The sequence below is a fragment of the Methylibium sp. genome, from assembly GCF_013817365.1.
Classification (GTDB): domain Bacteria; phylum Pseudomonadota; class Gammaproteobacteria; order Burkholderiales; family Burkholderiaceae_C; genus Methylibium.
Genome location: NZ_JACDCU010000001.1, coordinates 31932 through 48746, shown reverse-complemented (window position 1 = coordinate 48746; position 16815 = coordinate 31932). Strand labels below are relative to the sequence as shown.

Sequence of the window (16815 nt, the reverse complement as noted above, 5' to 3'; positions counted from 1 at the left end):
CTGGGCCTGCTCGAGCACTTGGCCGAGACGGTTCTTGGCTTCGGTGGCGGTGACGTTCATGGCGAAAAGAAGGCAAACGGGCGTTGGCCATTTTAGCCATTGATCGCATCGGCGGAGTGCCGGCCGGTCCTCACTCCCGCCCTCTCCCAGGAAGAGGGGGCAACACCAGCACCGTCTTATCGCGACGCGGAAACCTGCCGAGGCTCAGCTTTGCGCGACCTTCGGGTTGCGCAGCCGGATGTGCAGCTCTTTCAACTGCTTCTCGTCCACGGCGCTGGGCGCATGCGTGAGGAGATCCTGCGCGCGCTGCGTCTTCGGGAAGGCGATCACGTCGCGGATGCTTTCGGCCCCCGCCATCATGGTGACGATACGGTCCAGGCCGAAGGCCAGGCCGCCGTGCGGCGGGGCGCCGTACTGCAGCGCATCGAGCAGGAAACCGAACTTTTCCTGCGCTTCCTCGGGGCCGATCTTGAGCGCCGCGAACACCTTGCTCTGCACCTCGGCACGGTGGATGCGCACCGAACCGCCGCCGAGTTCCCAGCCGTTGAGCACCATGTCGTAGGCCTTGGCGATGCACGCAGCGGGGTCCGTGTCCATCAGGTCTTCGTGCCCGTCCTTGGGTGCCGTGAAGGGGTGGTGCACGGCGGCCCAGCGGCCGTTCTCCTCGTCGTTCTCGAACATGGGGAAGTCGACCACCCACAGCGGCGCCCACTTGTCCTCGAACAGGCCCCGGGCCTTGCCGAAATCGCTGTGGCCGATCTTCACGCGCAGCGCACCGAGCGCGTCGTTGACGACCTTGGCCTTGTCCGCGCCGAAGAAGATCAGGTCGCCGCTCGCCGCGCCCGTGCGCGCAACGATCTCGGCGATGGCCGCGTCGTGCAGGTTCTTGACGATGGGGCTCTGCAGGCCTTCCCGGCCCTTGCCCGTGTCGTTCACCTTGATCCACGCCAGCCCCTTGGCGCCGTAGATCTTGACGAACTCGGTGTAGCCGTCGATCTCGCCGCGGCTCATCTCGCCGCCGCCGGAAATGCACAGCGCAGCAACCCGGCCGCCCTTGGCCTGCGCGGGTGCACTGAAGACCTTGAAATCGACATCCTTCATCACGTCGGTCAGCTCGGTGAACTCGAGCTTGACCCGAAGGTCGGGCTTGTCGGAGCCGTAGCGGTGCATGGCCTCGGAGTACTTCATGACCGGGAAGGTGGGCAGCTCCACGTCGATGGTGAGGCGAAACACCGTGCGGATCATTCCTTCGAACATCTCGCGAATCTCTTCCTCGGTGAGAAAGGAAGTCTCGATGTCGATCTGCGTGAACTCGGGCTGACGGTCGGCGCGCAGGTCTTCGTCGCGGAAGCACTTGGTGATCTGGTAGTAACGATCGAAGCCCGCGACCATGAGCAACTGCTTGAAGAGCTGCGGCGACTGCGGCAGCGCGAAGAACATGCCCTCGTTCACGCGGCTGGGCACCAGGTAATCGCGCGCGCCTTCGGGCGTGCTCTTGGTGAGCATGGGCGTTTCGATGTCGATGAAGCCGTTGGCGTCGAGGAACTTGCGCGTTTCCATCGCTACGCGGTAGCGCAGCATCAGGTTTTTCTGCATTGCCGGGCGGCGCAGGTCGAGCACGCGGTGCGTCAGGCGCGTGGTCTCCGACAAGTTGTCGTCGTCGATCTGGAACGGCGGCGTGACGCTGGGGTTGAGCACTTCGAGCGCATGGCACAGCACCTCGATCTTGCCGCTGGTGAGGTTGGCGTTCTCGGTGCCGGCGGGGCGCGCGCGCACGAGGCCGGTGATCTCGAGGCAAAACTCGTTGCGCACGTCCTCGGCGGCGGCGAACATCTCGGCGCGATCGGGGTCGCAGACGATCTGCACCAGGCCTTCGCGGTCGCGCAGATCGATGAAGATGACGCCGCCATGGTCGCGGCGGCGGTGGGCCCAGCCCATGAGCGTGACGGTCTGGCTCAGAAGCGCTTCGCTGACGAGGCCGCAGTAGGTGGTTCTCATGGGGTCGCTTTCGAAATTCGTTTGCAGTGCTGCGGTCGAAGAGGCCGTGCGATGCCGGCAGACCCGGCCTCTGGGCTTGCAAGCACGAAAGCCTTCGCGCGGGCCGGCCGTCCGCAACTGCGGCCGGCCTTTTGCGCGCTCAGCCGGTCTGGTTGCGGGGCATCGCCGCAGTCGTGGCGAGCGCAGGCGGCGGCGCCACCACGCCCATGGAGATGATGTACTTGAGCGCCTCATCGACGCTCATCGCCAGCTCGATCACGTCGGAGCGCGGCACCATCAGGAAAAAGCCCGAGGTCGGGTTCGGCGTGGTCGGCACGTACAGGCTCAGGTAGTCGCCGCGCAAATGCTCGCCGGCTTCGCCGCCCGGCTTGCCGGTGACGAAGGCGATGGTCCACGAGCCCTGACGCGGGTACTGCACCAGCACCGCCTCGCGAAAGGCGTTGCCGCTGCTCGAGAACAGCGTGTCCGAAACCTGCTTGACCGAGCTGTAAATCGATTTGACGATCGGAATGCGGCCCAGCAAGCGGCTGCCGCGCGTCAGCCACCACTGGCCGACCATGTTGGTGGCGAAGATGCCGGTGGCGATGAGCCCCGCCACCATCACGATCACCCCCAGGCCGGGCACCTGCTTGAGCATTTCGATCGGCGTGTGCGCCGCATTGGGCAGCAGCGCCTGCGAGCCGCTCAGCAGCCAGGCGAACAGGCCGTCGAGCAGGCCCAGCACCGAGTGCAGCACCCAGATGGTGATGGCCAGCGGCAGCCAGACCAGCAGGCCGGCGATCAGGTATCTCTTCACGCGTTTCCTTCAGCCGCAGCGCGGTTGCGTGGTCGCGCTAGCGGGCCGCAGAGGAGCTGCCGCTATCGCTGCCGCCCGCCGTGGAAGCCGGCGGCGCCGACGGCTTCGGCGGAGCGGAGGCGGCGCCCTCGGCCGCAGGCGCCTTGGCCGGCGCGGCAGGGGCATCCGCTGCGGGGGTTGCAGCGTCGGTTTTGGCCGCTTCGGCGTCCGCCGCCGGCTTGGGCTGAGTGCCGTTGCGGAAGTCGGTCGCATACCAGCCGGAGCCCTTGAGCTGGAACCCCGCAGCCGTGAGCTGCTTCTTGAAGGCTTCGGCACCGCAGGCCGGGCAGGTGCTCAGCAGCGGATCGGACACCTTCTGCAGAACGTCTTTTGCGTGGCCGCAGGCGTCGCACCGGTAAGCGTAGATCGGCATGGCCAGGCCCTTGAAAATAAACCAGAAATTATATAGGCCGCCCTCGTAACGGCAGGGGATCGTGCCGGTGATCCGCCACAAGCTGCGGGGCCAGCGAGCCGACCAGCATGAACACGGTCGAGAACGCCAGGCCGATGAGGTTCGGCGGCACCAGCGCATCGGCGAAGAGGTGGTCGCAGACCAGCCAGCTGCCGATGCCGAACACGATGGACAGCAAGGCGCCCTGCGTCGTCGCGCGCTTCCAGTAGGCGCCCGCAAGCAAAGGCACGAAAGCGCCGGCCAGCGTGACGTTGTAGGCGTTTTGCACCATCTCGTACATGGTGCTGGTGCTGTTGAGCGCGAACAGCAAGGCGCAGGCCGTGAAGGTGACCAGCACGACACGCAGGACGAGCAGGAACCGCCGCTCGGTCATGCCGGGCAAGAAAGGCCGCAGCACGTTGCCGGTGAAGGTCGCGGTGGGGGCGAGCAGCGCGCCGCTGGCGGTGGACAAGATGGCCGAGAGCAGTGCGCCGAAGAACATCACCTGAGCCCACAGCGGCATCCGACTCAGCACCAGGTCCGGCAGGATGCGCTGGATCACGCGCCCGTCCTCGTCGGCGAACAGCCCGCCCAGCGACGGGTCGGTGACCAGTGCCGAATACGCGATGAAGATCGGCACGAAGGCAAAGCAGAAATAGATCAGCGCACCGATCAGGGTGCCGCGCACGGCGGTCTTCTCGTCCTTGGCGCTGGTCATGCGCTGGAACACGTCCTGCTGGGGAATCGAGCCGAAGGCGAAAGCGAAGAAGGCGCCGGCCATGGCCCACCAGCCTGCGCTGTCGCCGGCGGCGGGAAAGAAGTCGAACTTGCCCTCGGCGGCGGCCTGAGCGATCACCTTGGCCGGGCCGCCGGCCAAGTCGCCGACCAGCGCCGCCACCAGGCTTAGGCCGATCACGATGATGACGGTCTGGAACAAATCGGTGAAGGCAACCGACCACATGCCGCCGAACACGGTGTAAATCAGCACGACCGCCGCGCCGCAAACAATGGCCGTATCGAGGTCGAGCGCGCCGCCGGACAGCACGTGCATGACCAGGCCGAGCGCGGTCATCTGCGCCGAGGTCCAGCCCAGGTAGGACAGCGTGATGGCCAAACTGGTGAGCACCTCGACCGACTTGCCGTAGCGCTGCTTGTAGAAATCGCCGATGGTCAGCAGGTTCATGCGGTAGAACAGCCGCGCGAACAGCAGCGCGGCCAGCACCAGGCAAAACGAGGCGCCGAAGGGATCGCCCGGAATGCCGGCCAGGCCGTCCTGGGCGAAAGTGGCCGATACCGACAACACCGTCTCGGCCCCGAACCAGGTGGCGAACACGGTCGCCACGTTCATGTACAGCGGCAGGCTGCGCCCGGCAACGAGATAGTCCTTCGGGCTGTGCACCTTGCGTGCGGCGAAAAGGCCGATGCCGATCGTGACCAGCATGTAGACAACGACGAAGGCAATCAGCACTTGGGTTCTCCGGAAGCCGACGCCAGCCGTCGGCCGTTTCGGTGCGGCGGCAGTGTAAGGCGGTGCCCTGCAAGCTTCAGCGGAAGAACGTCCCCGGCGGCATGAACTGCACGGCGAGCGCGCCGAGCAGCAAGGCGACACTGCCGTAAAGGATTGCGCGCATCAGGCGATGCGTGCGGTGCTGCTCCTTCAGCAGGGTCTTGAGCAGACCAACCAGTTCGTTCTGGTTGCCCAGCTTGATGTGCGAGGCCAACGCATCGTGCAGTAGCCGCGGCAGCTCGGGCGTGAGCTTGGCGTAGCGCGGCGCCTCGTCCTTGAAGCGCTCCAGCAAGCCGCGCCAGCCGATCTGCTCGGCCATCCAGCGCTCCAGGAAAGGCTTGGCCGTGCTCCACAGGTCGAGCTCGGGGTCGAGCTGGCGGCCCAGGCCTTCGATGTTGAGCAGCGTCTTTTGCAGCAGCACGAGCTGCGGCTGGATCTCGACGTTGAAGCGGCGCGAGGTCTGGAACAGCCGCAGCAGCACCTGGCCGAGCGAAATCTCGCTCAGGGGCCGGTCGAAATAGGGCTCGCAGCAGGCGCGCACCGCGCCTTCGAGGTCACCGATCCGCGTGCCGGGTGGCACCCAGCCCGACTCGAGGTGCAACTCGGCCACGCGCTTGTAGTCGCGTCGGAAGAAGGCGATGAAGTTCTGCGCCAGGTAGTCCTTGTCGCTTTCGGTCAGCGTGCCGATGATCCCGAAATCGAGCGCGATGTAGCGCCCGAAGGTCTGCGGCGCGAGGCTGACCTGGATGTTGCCGGGGTGCATGTCGGCATGGAAAAAGCCGTCGCGAAACACCTGGGTGAAGAAGATGGTGACGCCGTCGCGCGCCAGCTTCTTGAAATCGACGCCGGCGGCGCGCAGACGCGCGGTCTGGCCGATCGGCACGCCCGTCATCCGCTCCATCACGATCACGGTGGAGGTGCACAGATCCCACACCATCTCCGGGATCATCAGCAGGCCCAGCGGCTCCATGTTGCGGCGCAGTTGCGCGCCGTTGGCCGCCTCGCGCACCAGGTCGAGCTCGTCGTGCAGGTAGTTGCTGAACTCGGCCACCACCTCGCGCGGCTTGAGCCGCTTGCCGTCGGACGAATTGCGCTCGACCCAGCCGGCCAGGGTGCGCAGCAAGGACAGATCGTCGTCGATCACCGACAGCATGCCGGGGCGCAGCACCTTCACCGCCACCTCTCGCCCGTCGCGCAGCACCGCGAAATGCACCTGCGCGATCGAGGCGCTGGCGACGGGCTCGCGGTCGAAACTGGCGAAGATGTCGGTCAGCGGCCGGCGGAACGCGGCCTCGACCAACGCGGCGGCCTGCTCGGCGGGAAACGGCGGCACCGCGTCCTGCAGCTTGGTCAACTCGTCGGCAATGTCTTCAGGGAGCAGATCGCGCCGCGTCGACAGCACCTGCCCGAACTTCACGAAGATCGGCCCGAGCCGCTCGAGCGCATGGCGCAGGCGTTGCCCGCGTGGCGCATCGAGCCGGCGGCCGGTGGCCACGATGCGCGCCAGCGCGCGCAACCAACGGTGCTTGAAGCTTGACAGCGCGAGCTCGTCGAGCCCGAAACGCAGAACCGTGAGCGTGATGAAGCCCAGGCGCAGCAAGTGCCTCATCGCGAGGTCGCTGCACGGGCGCCAGGGCGCTGACTCCAGAGGTCGCCCGCACCGCGCGCGGCGCCGCGCAACCCGTCACGCAGTGCCGCGCCGAAGCGCATCAGCTCGTGAGCCGCCGCGTCGCCGACGAAGCGCGAAAGATCGTGCTCGACATCCCAGCGCAGGTTCTCCGCGAGCCAGGCCACATCGGCGGCGAACTGCGCATCGCCCTCCACATTTACCGGCGGCCGCTTGCCGGTGAGCCACAGGCCCGGCAACTGGTGCGGCGCCGGCAAGACGACCGTGACGCGCAGGCCTGTCGCCGACGGGAGAGCCGTGTCGGGCTCGCCCTCGACGCTTTCGCACAAGCCGGCGGGCGTGATGCGCAGCACCACATCGGGGGGCAAGGGCAAGGGCCACGGACCTGCGGGCCCCTGCCACTGCACGGTGACCTTGCGCCCGGCATGCGCAGCCAGACGTGCGGTCGCCGCCGGCTCCGCGGCCAACACATGGTTGAGCCACAACAGCGCGCGGTCCAGCACGGGCGGCATGAGCGAGAACGGTAGTGATATCGGCACGAAAAAGATTGTAGGGGCCGGGTGCGTGCGGCAACACACCGTAACTGTGGCGCGCAACCCGCACCCCTGTGCACGGGGAGGACCGCCCCCGCTTTTTAGCGACAATCCCTTTCGGTCAAGGCCGGCCCGTGTGCGTCTGCGGCCGTGCCGACCGAGACGAACCGCCACCGACCACCTGCATGTTCGAAGACCGCAACAAGAGGACGTTCTACAGCGCCCCGCAATCCGTCACGTCGTTCGTGGCCGCGCTGCTCGAGCCCTCGATCACCGTCGCTTGCTTCCTGGGCGTGACCCTCGCCTACGACGAGCCGGTGCTGCGCTCGACGCTGACGGTCTGCCTGCTGGTCTTCGCGCTGACGTTTCCCGGCCGCAACCGCTTCCGCGACAGCGGCCTGGCCGCTGCGGTCGACATCCTGCAATCGTGGATCAGCCTGCTGCTGGTGCTCGCCTTGTGCGGCTATGCGACGCGCAGTCTGAATTACTTCGAGAACGAAGTGCTCCTGGTCTGGACGGTGGCGACGCCGGTGTTGCTCTGGATCGCGGTGACGATCGGGCGGCTCGCCATCCGGCACAGCGCGCGGCTTCCGCACAACCGCCGTGCCGCCATCATCGTCGGGGCGGGACCGCTGGGCGTCAAGGTGGCGCGGGCCCTGGCCAGCCGCGACGACGCGCTGATCGACGTGATCGGCTACTTCGACGACCGCACCGACGAGCGCGTCGACGTTGAAACCGCGAGCCGGCGGCTGGGCACGCTGGCCGACGTGGCACCCTACGTGGTGGCGCACGGCATCCGCGAGGTCTACATCACCCTGCCGCTCGGCTCGCAGCCGCGCATCGTGCGCCTGCTCGAGTCGGTGCAAGGCACCACGGCGTCGCTGTTCTTCGTGCCGGACGTGTTCGGCATCAGCATCATCCAGGGCCGCCTGCAGGACATGAACGGCGTGCCGGTCGTGGGCATCTGCGAGACGCCCTTCACCGGCACCAACGACATGGTCAAGCGCCTGTCGGACGTCGCGCTGTCCGTCTTGATCCTGGTGCTCATCTCGCCGCTGCTGGTGCTCATTGCCATCGGCGTGAAGCTCAGCTCGCCCGGCCCGGTGATCTTCAAGCAGCGCCGCAACGGCTTGGACGGCGAGGAGATCACGGTCTATAAATTCCGCTCGATGACCGCCCAGGACGACGGCGACACGGTGCCGCAGGCCACGCGCCATGACCCGCGCGTCACGCGCTTCGGCGCTTTCCTGCGGCGCACCTCTCTCGACGAGCTGCCGCAGTTCTTCAATGTGCTGCAAGGCCACATGAGCATCGTCGGGCCGCGGCCTCACGCGGTTGCGCACAACGAGCTTTACCGCGAGCTCATCAAGGCCTACATGGTTCGCCACAAGGTCAAGCCGGGCATCACCGGATGGGCGCAGGTCAACGGCCTGCGCGGGGAAACCGATACGATCGAGAAGATGCGTGCGCGCGTGGAGTTCGATCTGGAATACCTGCGCAACTGGTCGCTGGGGCTCGATCTGCAGATCATTGCGCGCACCGTGCGGCTGCTGCTGTTCGACAGCCACGCCTATTGAAGAAGAACAACGCCGAACCAATCTAGGAGACCCGATGAACCGCACGCCCCGCCGCACGAGCTTTCGCAAACTACCTTTGGCATCCCTGGCCGGCGCTATGGCTTCGCTGCTGATCGCCGGCCCGGTGAGCGCGCAGTTGGTGCTTCCGGAAGGCCTGGATTCGCCGCTGAGGCCGTACTACGTTCAGGTATCGCAGACGCTGAGCTACGACTCCAATTTGTTCCGAGCGCAGCGCGACGAGGACAGCGACGTCATTTCGAGCACGGCGCTGACCGGTGGCTTCGACCAGCAGATCGGGCGCCAGCGCGTCTTCGGCAACGCCGGCGTGAGCGGCAATGTCTACCAGGACAACGACCAGCTCAACGGCCTTGGCTACAACCTGATGCTCGGCCTGGCCTGGGAAGCCGGCTCGCGCCTGAACGGCACTGCGCGCGTGCGCGCCTCGCAGAACCAGGCCAGTTTTGCCGACTACGGCAGTTTCTCGGCCGACCGGACAGGCAAGAACCGCGAGCAGGCGAACGTGCTCGATCTCAGCGCGCAGTACGGCCGCGGCGTCGTCGGTCTCGAGGCGCTCGCCAACCACACCGACATCAGTTACTCCGATGGCGGCTTTTCCAGCCGTGATCGCAAGAGTTCCACGGTGGGCGGCGGCCTGCGCTTTCGCCCGGGCGGGCCATGGTCGTTCGGCCTGACCGCCCGCTTCACCGAAGGCGAGTATCCCGACACGGTCGACCTCAACACGGGAGAAACCGTTCCCGACGACTACGATCGCCGCGACATCGACCTGACCGCTCAATACCAAGCGACCGGCCGCAGCGTCCTGAGTGCGCGGATCAGCCATACCGACGAAGAACACGATCTGGTGACGGCGCGCGACTTCAACGGGATCACCGGCGCGCTCAACTGGGTATATGCGGCCACCGGCAAGACCACCGTCACGACGAGCCTGTCGCGCAACACGGGAACGGGCACCGGCAGCCGCTTTCTCCCCGACGAGTTCCTCGCACCGAGCGATCCTCTGGCACCGGCACCGACGCAGACAGGCACAGTCTCCTACCTGACCGACGCCCGGCGCAGCGATTCCCTAAACGTCAGCGCCAACTGGGAGGCGACGGCGAAGATCGTCGTGAATGCCAGCGTCGGTTATTCACGCGATCGCTACGACACCCGCTTCGTCGAAGGCGCGGACGACGACAGCGACAGCACCGGCAACACCAAATCCCTGCGCTTGGCGGCCAGCTATGCAATCAGCCGCGCATGGAGCCTCGGTTGCGGCCTGGCGTACTACAGCCGGGACACCGAAATCTCCACGAGCACCGGCTCGTTCGGCTACGACGCCACCACCGCTTACTGCTCGGCGGCGCTGCGGTTGCAGTAAGGGCCGGTCGCGGCCCCAGAAGCGGGCATTGACCAGCTCGGTCCTCAGGCGACGGACAAGCCGGCGAGCCGGGCCCGGTCCTTGGCCTCGACGGCGCTCAGCAGTGCATTGACGAACTGCTCCTGCACCTTCCAGGCGTGAGCAGGGTCGGGGTCGATCGACGAGACCCGGAACAGCAAGCCGTCGGGAATCTGCCCCGTCAGGGTAAGCCTGATTTCGACCAGTCGCTTCTCCCAACGGCTCTGCACAGTGCTTTCGCCCACGGTGAACCAGTACGTCAGCGGCTCGACCCGGCGACCCATGCTGGTGTTGAGGCGCCGAACCGGAATGCTCCCGTAGGCGGTGCCGAGCGTGCCGTCGGACTGCGCGAGCACTTGGAAGCCTTGCGCCGGATAGCAGACCTCGGGCTTGTGGGCCTCCAGCGAGCCGCGCTGGTCGCCGCCGTAGGCCAGCGACAACATGATGCGCTCGCCGCCCTTGCTGACGTAGTTGCGCGACAGGATCTGGTTGTACAGCTTGTCCAGCAGTTCCTGCGTCTGCGGGTTGACCACCTGGGCGACTTGCTGCGCCTCTTCACGCCAATCCCCGAATTGCTTCGGAACCAGCAGTTCGAGGTCAACGGTCGGTTCGACGGCGGAAGACGTCCGGTTCTTGCTTGGGCGCAGCGCATAGGCGCCTGCAGCGGCCGTACACATCAGTGTCGACATCAAAAGGGCGCGGCGGGTCGGAGCAAACATCATCGAATCAGCCTTCCATATCCAGGTTTCGAATCTTGCGTGGCGGATGATATGACGAGGATTGCAACATAACGTTCCGAGGTGGCGGCGGCGAAGCATTGGTGAATCGGGGCACCTGACCGAGGTGCACATGAAATCGGTCACGCAAACGCCGCCATGCCGCAGTAGTGTCGATCCGAGCCTTGCCCGGCTGATGCTTGCGCGCAGTCGCACATCCAACAGGTGCTTACCGTACGGAGAGCCGGGTGCAGTCACCATCCTCCGCACCAGTTTCGACACAGATTCGAAGCGGCTTTGCGGAGGCTCCTCGTGAATTTCATCAGCCACCGGGCGAAGCGGCCAGCGTTCGCTGCTGTCCGCTCGCCCTTCGTCGGCACGGTGCTAGGCCGCACCGACACGCCCATCATTACGCAGTCACTGCGTTTTGTAACGCAAGAGCGTTTAAGCCCGCCTCGGAAGCCGCCGTTATTAGGAGGACTCTGCGCCCGAGGAAAGTCATGACTGAGCTACGCCACGATCGAACTTCAATCCTTGCATCGCTTCTGACCGCTTGCGTCCTCATGCTTTCCGCCTGCGGCGGGAGCAATGGTGGTGACGCCAAGGCGACGACCGCCCTAAACGACAGCGACGGGCCTGCCGAAGCCAGCCTGGCCAGGGAAGACTCTTCTGACGCAATGGCAGCTGCGTGGAGCTTCTGTTCCAGTGAGCAGGGCATGTGCAGCTTCAGCGGCACGCGCAAAGTCCGCTATGGCAGCGGTGGTTTGTACAAGTACGCAACCTACAACGGCAAGGTTCGTTGCACAAACAGCGTTTTCGGCGACCCAGTACCTGGGAAGGTGAAGACCTGCAGCGTCTCAGTGGCGCAGACTGGCGACGTCGAAGCGCCGACAGCGCCGCACACACGGCCCACGACGCAGAGCGGCAACATCACGCTGGCGTGGATCGCACCCCAGACCAATGCAGACGGGTCACCGCTGACCGATCTGGCGGGCTACCGGGTTCGGTATGGCACGAGTAGCGGCAGCTACTCAAACACTGTTGAGATCGACGATCCTCACAAGTTGAACCACGTGCTGAAGGGGTTGCCCGCAAGCACTTATTATCTGGTCGTTGCCGCGTACAACTCCGCCAATATCGAGAGCCTAGCGTCGGCCGAGGTCCGCAAGTCGATTGAGTAAGTGTCCGCTGCTTCCAGAGACCAACACGTCAGCGCAATCCGAATTCATGAGACCGTTTCACGGCAGCATCGCGTGAATGCGCGCGGCATCAGATCGAGGCGATCTGCTTGAAACCGCGTCTTCGGTGACACGGCAACCTGGAAAGACCAATGAAACTTTTTCTTAACCGTCTTGGCGTCGCGCTAGCTTTGGCCTCAAGCGGCATGGCCGCAAACGCTACCGTCTTTTACTTCAGCGACTGCGCATCAGGCGCCAGCGCCGCATGCGTGCCTGGCAACGACACCAACGTCGGTGACGATCCCGCCAAGCCGCGACGCACCTTGGCGGGTTTCACCGTGAAGAACCGGGCTGACGGCGAGTATGTACTGGCATTCGCGCGAGGCAGTGCACTCGAGTTCAACGGGATGCTCTACCTTGGGCAACTCAAGAGCTCCACTCAATCTTTGGTGCTCACCGACTACAGGCCCTCCTGGGGCGGCGAAACACTGCCCATCATCAGGTTCACTCCTTCGACCAATGTGAACGCTCTTAATTCAGCGGGGTTCAACATGACCCGCGCCGGCAGCGGTTTCAAGTTCCGTAACCTGGACATCACCGGCACGGGTGCGCCCAACTACTACGGTAGCGGCTTCTTTTTCTATCAGAACGTGTCCGACGTCCTGCTCGAAAACGTCACCATCCGAGATTTTGGAATTGGCGTCTATGTGGCTCAACAAAAGCACAATCCACCGACGCGGATCGAAAATATCACGATCCGGAATTCACGCATCATCAACAATTTCGCGCAGGGTTTTCTTGGCGGCGGCTATAAAACCGTGCTCGAAAATAACGTGTTTGACAACAACGGCTTCAAGGGTGGCTCCCGTTACCACAACATTTATCTGAGCGATTACGCCGAGAACATGGTTCTACGCGGCAACACGCTGACCAACAGCGCAATGGTCAACGGCCGTTGTACGGGAGTCTCGCTGGTCGGTCACGATCACTTGGTAAACACCCTGATCGAAAACAACACCATCATTGAGTTGACCGCCAACTGGGGTTGCTACGGCATTCAGATCAATGGGTATCAGAGCAGCACCAAGTACATGGGTTTCGATGGCACGGTCATTCGCGGCAACACAGTTGTGCTGGGCGGCGCGGCCGGTGCGATCGGCATTGGCGTCAACGCCTGTCCTAACTGCGTGATAGAGAACAACACCGTCGTGGGTTTCGTGGACTCTGACTTCACCGGCATCGCGGTACCGGACGGCAGCTTCACTTCTCCAGGCGCGAAGGACTACGCAATCACCGTACGCAACAACTCCGTGTACGTGAACAGCCCCTCGGGAAACAGTGCAGCGATTCGAGTCAACTCGGCCGCGTCTTCGAATGACAAGGTCGTTTCGAACATGATTTATCTCGGCCCCCGCTCGCATTCGGAGGCGAAGTGCTTCAAAACCGGCGATCGGACCTTGTCGTCATTTGCTGCGTTCGGCGACAACATCTGTTTTCGCACTGGCGGCGCAGGCAAGTGGAGCGATCAGCATTCAACACTTACCGCGGCGCAAGCCGGAGGCTGGGATAGCGGTAGCCGAAATACCGATCCCTTGCTTGTGGCCGCACCCGGCGCAGCAAATCAATGGAGCATGACGGTACGTCTCGGTTCGCCTGCTATCAACGCGGGTAGCCGAGCGCTAAGCGCCTCTACCGATATTTTGGGTAAACCGCGCGATGCCCTGCCTGATATCGGCGCGTTCGAGAACGGCAACACGCCCCCTCCTGTACCGGCGGCGCCCACCGGGATCGTCGTCCAATAGGCTCGCCCAGCCGGCGCCCTAGGATTTCGAGGAAGCGCTTGCTACGCAGGCCCCATGAACGGATTGCGGCATACCGACGCGTACGGATCGTAGAACGACAGATAGCTTACCGGCCGGCTTTCGTCAGCACCGCCCAGGAAAAAGTCCGTCGACAACAGATAGAGCGAGACCACGTTGTCCTCGAGCCGGCGCAGTGCGCCGCCCTGTTCGATCCAGCCGTACGGGGTGACGTACTGGAAGGGCAGGGAAACGATGGACAGGACGGAGAGCTGGCGCCGGTAATCCTTCCGGTAGTCGACGTACTCAGTAGCAAAGCGGTCGAAGCTTGCCGCATCGACACGCAGGTCACCGACGCGGCGATGAAGGATCGCGACGATCACCTCCGTCGGCTCTCCCCAGCGCCATTTGTAGGCCGTGTACAGCGCGGTGGCGCCTGCCGCCAGACTCACGCCCAAACCCAGGAACTTGCGCCGTGCAATCGTCATGGCGAACCTCAGACGAAGAGGCGCTCGGCCGCACGCATCGACAGCGCGGAGAGCGTCAAGGTCGGGTTGGCCGCGGGACAAGTCGGAAAACTCCCGCCGCCCAGCACCAGCAGATTGCGCAAGGCGTGATGGCGCAGATCGGCATCGACCACGCTCGTTTGCGGGTCGGTGCCCATGCGGGTGGTGCCCTGAATATGCGCCGAGCCACCGATGCCTTGCTTGGGCAGGATGTGGAATGACTCCACCGGCAGGCCGCTGAGCAGCTCCGTCACCCGGCCCTCGAGCGAATCGAAGCCTGCCTGCATGTAGCTCGACGCCCGCGGATAGTGAATTGCCGGCTTCGACCCATCCTCCGGCGCCAGCGCCACATGGTTGTCGGCGCTGGGCAGGTCTTCAAAAACGAACTTGAGCAGCGCCCGCTGTCGCCAACGGCCGTGCTCGGCCCGCAGCCAGGGCACGTTCCAGTTCTCAACCAAACACGCGGGCCGGTCCCTGCGAAACGCACCGTCGAGGAACATCGCTCCGAGCCCCGTGACGGCCTGGCCGCCGCCGTAGTTGTCGACGCCCACCAGATCGATCTGCACGTCGCGCGAGATCTGTTCGTTGAGGTAGCGCCCCAGCGCCGGGTCGCTCAGGCCGGATCGCAGCAAGATGAACGGCGTCATGATGGCGTGTGCACCCACCGCCACCAGATCGGCGGCGGCGTGCTGCTCCCGGCCATCGCGACGGTACTGCACGCCGGTGACTTGTCCCGCCTCGATGTCCACCCGCTCGACTTCCGCCTCCAGCAGCAGCGTGATGCGAGGGTCGTCGTAGAGCTGCGCCATGTGCAGGTCGATCTGGAACTTGGAGCTGATGGGGCACACCGAGCACACGCCCGAAGCACAGCAGACGGGGCGGCCCGTCTCGACGCTGCTCGAGCGCGCACTCGGAAAATGAATGTGCTGGCCCGGGTACTTGGCGGCAAGCACCTCGTCGAAGGCGTTGAAACGATGCGCCGGATATCGATAAGGCTCGGACCGCGGGAACGGGCCCTCCGACGCGCCGGCGATCCCCATCGCGTGCTCGACGCGAACGTAGTAGGGCTCGATGTCTTCGTAGGTGAGCGGCCAGTCGGTCCCCACGCCATAAAGGCTGTGTGTGTGGAAATCGTTGGGGTGCATGCGCGGCGTGTTGCCGGTCCAGCACGAACCGCCGCCGAAAGCGATGTTTTGCACCCACCCCTTTTGCGGTGTGCGGTTGATGATCAGGTCGTTGAATCCGGGGCCGCCGAAAATGCCACGGCGCTGCAAGCGCAGCGCCGGATCGACGCGGCGGCCGCGTTCCAGGACCAGGATGCGCTCGTCCTTCCGTGCGTACTTCAGATACTCGAGCAGGAAGAAGGTCGACGCGAAACCCGTGCCGACCACTGCGAGCGAAAAACTTTTCTGGCTCATGCCGGTTCAATTCCTTCGAGGCTCACGCCGATGTGGCGGCAGCACTGCGGCCGCGGCCGATCGCTCGCCGCACGCGGCTCTCAGGCCGGCTCAGGTGAGCGACCCCGGCTGCCGTCAGCATGGCGAACTGCGCCGCGAAGGCGAGGTGATAGCGGTCTTGCGACACCACGATGCTGTGCACCGCACTGTAGAAGGCGATGGTGACAACGGGCGGCGACAGGATAAATCGGCGCCAGCCCAGGCGTCGCAGCAGCACCCAGGCGCCCCACGCCGCGGTCAGGAAAATCAGCACCCAGCTCAACTGCGTGAAGCGCTTCAACCAGAGCACGGCAGGCTCACCAAAGGACTCGCTGATACCGCCTGCGTTCCAGATCACACCGATCGATTCGTTGCCGTACAGGAAAATCAGCTTGCGCAGTGTGCGCACCGCAAATCCGGCCGGGTCGTCCAGGATGTAGCGCTTGGCTTCGTCGCCCAGCACGACCGATTGCTCGTGGTCGTTGAGGTGGTTGAGGCGTTCCGGAATGGGCATGTAGTCGCCTCGCGTTCCCGGTGAATTGCCCATCCACAGCGTGATGCCGCCGTTGGTCGAGATGAGCACCGGCGCGCCATAGAGCTGGTAGTTGCGCCAAGTCCAAGGCGACACCACGCAGGCCATGGCGGCCAGGGCCAGCACGGTCACTTGCATTTGCGAACGCAGCACTTGGCGCGGGACCGCCGAGCTGAACAGCACCGCCGCACCGTACACGACCGGCAGGGCCAGCGCGAGCGGCCGCACCAGGGCTGCAGCGCCCAGCAGCACGCCGGCGAGCAGGCCGCGAAACAGGACGGAGCCGCGCGGTGCAGTCCAGACGTCGAGCGCCAGCATGGTGAACAGCAGGAAGGGCAGCTCGCTGGCCAGCACGGTCGTGAACAACACGAGCGTGGGCCACACGGCAAGCACCGCTGCGGTGAACAGCGCCACCTGCGCGCCGAAGAACCGCGCGGCAACCCGCGCCGAGGTGACGATCAGTGCGGCTGAGATCAGCAGGTTCAGCAGCACGATGTTGAAGTGCCCGAAGCCGAACAGCTTGTAGACGGCGGCGTAAAGGAAAGACGTTCCCGGCGGCCAGAAAGCAAAGGGCTCGTGGGGCGTCCAGCCGTAAACGCCGTGCAGGACCAGATTGCGGGCGAAGGTCTCGTAGGCCACGCTGTCCGACAAGGGCACCACCGGCACCAGCACCGCCCAGCCGATGCGCAGAGCGAGGGCCGCGGCGAGCACCCACGCCAACTGGCGAAGCGAAATCTCGTTACCGCCGAACGTCGATCGCTGCGCTTGTGTCGTCATGCCCATT

The 16815-nt window shown here is 64.8% G+C and carries 14 protein-coding genes; 4 read left to right on the top strand and 10 right to left on the bottom strand.

Annotated elements, in window-relative coordinates:
* Nucleotides 1–204: 204 nt before the first annotated feature.
* The 6 genes from aspS to H0W38_RS00185 all read right to left on the bottom strand — a co-directional run bounded on the left by aspS (nt 205) and on the right by H0W38_RS00185 (nt 6897).
* Nucleotides 205–1998 (bottom strand): aspartate--tRNA ligase, encoded by a 1794-nt coding sequence (gene aspS, locus H0W38_RS00210; RefSeq protein ID WP_292450502.1) that lies wholly within the window; start codon nt 1996–1998, stop codon nt 205–207.
* A gap of 139 nt (nt 1999–2137) precedes the next feature.
* Nucleotides 2138–2794, bottom strand: a complete 657-nt coding sequence (locus H0W38_RS00205) for a DUF502 domain-containing protein (RefSeq protein ID WP_292450501.1) — start codon at nt 2792–2794, stop codon at nt 2138–2140.
* A gap of 37 nt (nt 2795–2831) precedes the next feature.
* On the bottom strand, nt 2832–3206 hold the full coding sequence (locus H0W38_RS00200) for an FmdB family zinc ribbon protein (RefSeq protein WP_292450500.1): 375 nt from the start codon (nt 3204–3206) through the stop codon (nt 2832–2834).
* A 28-nt stretch (nt 3207–3234) separates the two neighbouring features.
* Nucleotides 3235–4692 (bottom strand): sodium:solute symporter family protein, encoded by a 1458-nt coding sequence (locus H0W38_RS00195; RefSeq protein ID WP_292450499.1) that lies wholly within the window; start codon nt 4690–4692, stop codon nt 3235–3237.
* A 76-nt stretch (nt 4693–4768) separates the two neighbouring features.
* Nucleotides 4769–6340 (bottom strand): ubiquinone biosynthesis regulatory protein kinase UbiB, encoded by a 1572-nt coding sequence (ubiB, locus tag H0W38_RS00190; RefSeq protein WP_292450498.1) that lies wholly within the window; start codon nt 6338–6340, stop codon nt 4769–4771.
* The gene (locus H0W38_RS00185; RefSeq protein WP_292450497.1) at nt 6337–6897 is read right to left on the bottom strand and encodes a hypothetical protein; all 561 of its coding nucleotides are present in this window, start codon (nt 6895–6897) and stop codon (nt 6337–6339) included. The genes ubiB and H0W38_RS00185 overlap by 4 nt, the downstream gene beginning before the upstream one ends.
* 179 nt (nt 6898–7076) lie before the next feature.
* On the opposite strand from H0W38_RS00185, the gene H0W38_RS00180 reads away from it, so the two are divergent.
* Nucleotides 7077–8468, top strand: a complete 1392-nt coding sequence (locus H0W38_RS00180; protein ID WP_292450496.1) for an undecaprenyl-phosphate glucose phosphotransferase — start codon at nt 7077–7079, stop codon at nt 8466–8468.
* 34 nt (nt 8469–8502) lie between these two features.
* Complete coding sequence (locus tag H0W38_RS00175; protein WP_292450495.1) at nt 8503–9846, top strand: hypothetical protein; 1344 nt, start codon at nt 8503–8505, stop codon at nt 9844–9846.
* Between the two features lie 44 nt (nt 9847–9890).
* Here H0W38_RS00175 and epsI read toward each other — a convergent pair whose 3' ends face one another.
* A complete protein-coding gene (epsI, locus tag H0W38_RS00170; protein ID WP_292450494.1) occupies nt 9891–10910 on the bottom strand; it encodes an exosortase-associated protein EpsI, B-type in 1020 nt (339 codons plus the stop codon).
* Nucleotides 10911–11080: 170 nt separating this feature from the next.
* Between epsI and H0W38_RS00165 the strand changes: the two genes are divergently transcribed.
* Together H0W38_RS00165 and H0W38_RS00160 are read left to right on the top strand one after the other, a co-directional pair.
* Nucleotides 11081–11761 carry a fibronectin type III domain-containing protein gene (locus H0W38_RS00165; protein ID WP_292450493.1) on the top strand — a complete coding sequence of 227 codons (681 nt, stop codon included), beginning with the start codon at nt 11081–11083 and terminating at the stop codon, nt 11759–11761.
* A gap of 149 nt (nt 11762–11910) precedes the next feature.
* On the top strand, nt 11911–13560 hold the full coding sequence (locus H0W38_RS00160) for a right-handed parallel beta-helix repeat-containing protein (RefSeq protein WP_292450492.1): 1650 nt from the start codon (nt 11911–11913) through the stop codon (nt 13558–13560).
* 41 nt (nt 13561–13601) lie between these two features.
* Here H0W38_RS00160 and H0W38_RS00155 read toward each other — a convergent pair whose 3' ends face one another.
* From H0W38_RS00155 to H0W38_RS00145, 3 genes are read right to left on the bottom strand one after another with little or no spacing between them, the layout of a single operon-like run.
* Nucleotides 13602–14045, bottom strand: coding sequence for a hypothetical protein (locus H0W38_RS00155; RefSeq protein ID WP_292450491.1), 444 nt, complete (start codon nt 14043–14045; stop codon nt 13602–13604).
* A gap of 8 nt (nt 14046–14053) precedes the next feature.
* Nucleotides 14054–15481 (bottom strand): GMC family oxidoreductase, encoded by a 1428-nt coding sequence (locus H0W38_RS00150; RefSeq protein WP_292450490.1) that lies wholly within the window; start codon nt 15479–15481, stop codon nt 14054–14056.
* Nucleotides 15482–15503: 22 nt separating this feature from the next.
* Nucleotides 15504–16808, bottom strand: coding sequence for a glycosyltransferase family 39 protein (locus tag H0W38_RS00145; protein WP_292450489.1), 1305 nt, complete (start codon nt 16806–16808; stop codon nt 15504–15506).
* Nucleotides 16809–16815 lie beyond the last annotated feature (7 nt).

What these genes read in the sequence shown, in the direction of transcription:
- aspS (WP_292450502.1), bottom strand. Translation starts at nt 1,998, where the DNA reads ATGAGAACCACCTACTGCGGCCTCGTCAGCGAAGCGCTTCTGAGCCAG.
- H0W38_RS00200 (WP_292450500.1), bottom strand. Translation starts at nt 3,206, where the DNA reads ATGCCGATCTACGCTTACCGGTGCGACGCCTGCGGCCACGCAAAAGAC.
- ubiB (WP_292450498.1), bottom strand. Translation starts at nt 6,340, where the DNA reads ATGAGGCACTTGCTGCGCCTGGGCTTCATCACGCTCACGGTTCTGCGT.
- H0W38_RS00180 (WP_292450496.1), top strand. Translation starts at nt 7,077, where the DNA reads ATGTTCGAAGACCGCAACAAGAGGACGTTCTACAGCGCCCCGCAATCC.
- H0W38_RS00175 (WP_292450495.1), top strand. Translation starts at nt 8,503, where the DNA reads ATGAACCGCACGCCCCGCCGCACGAGCTTTCGCAAACTACCTTTGGCA.
- H0W38_RS00165 (WP_292450493.1), top strand. Translation starts at nt 11,081, where the DNA reads ATGACTGAGCTACGCCACGATCGAACTTCAATCCTTGCATCGCTTCTG.
- H0W38_RS00160 (WP_292450492.1), top strand. Translation starts at nt 11,911, where the DNA reads ATGAAACTTTTTCTTAACCGTCTTGGCGTCGCGCTAGCTTTGGCCTCA.
- H0W38_RS00155 (WP_292450491.1), bottom strand. Translation starts at nt 14,045, where the DNA reads ATGACGATTGCACGGCGCAAGTTCCTGGGTTTGGGCGTGAGTCTGGCG.
- H0W38_RS00150 (WP_292450490.1), bottom strand. Translation starts at nt 15,481, where the DNA reads ATGAGCCAGAAAAGTTTTTCGCTCGCAGTGGTCGGCACGGGTTTCGCG.
- H0W38_RS00145 (WP_292450489.1), bottom strand. Translation starts at nt 16,808, where the DNA reads ATGACGACACAAGCGCAGCGATCGACGTTCGGCGGTAACGAGATTTCG.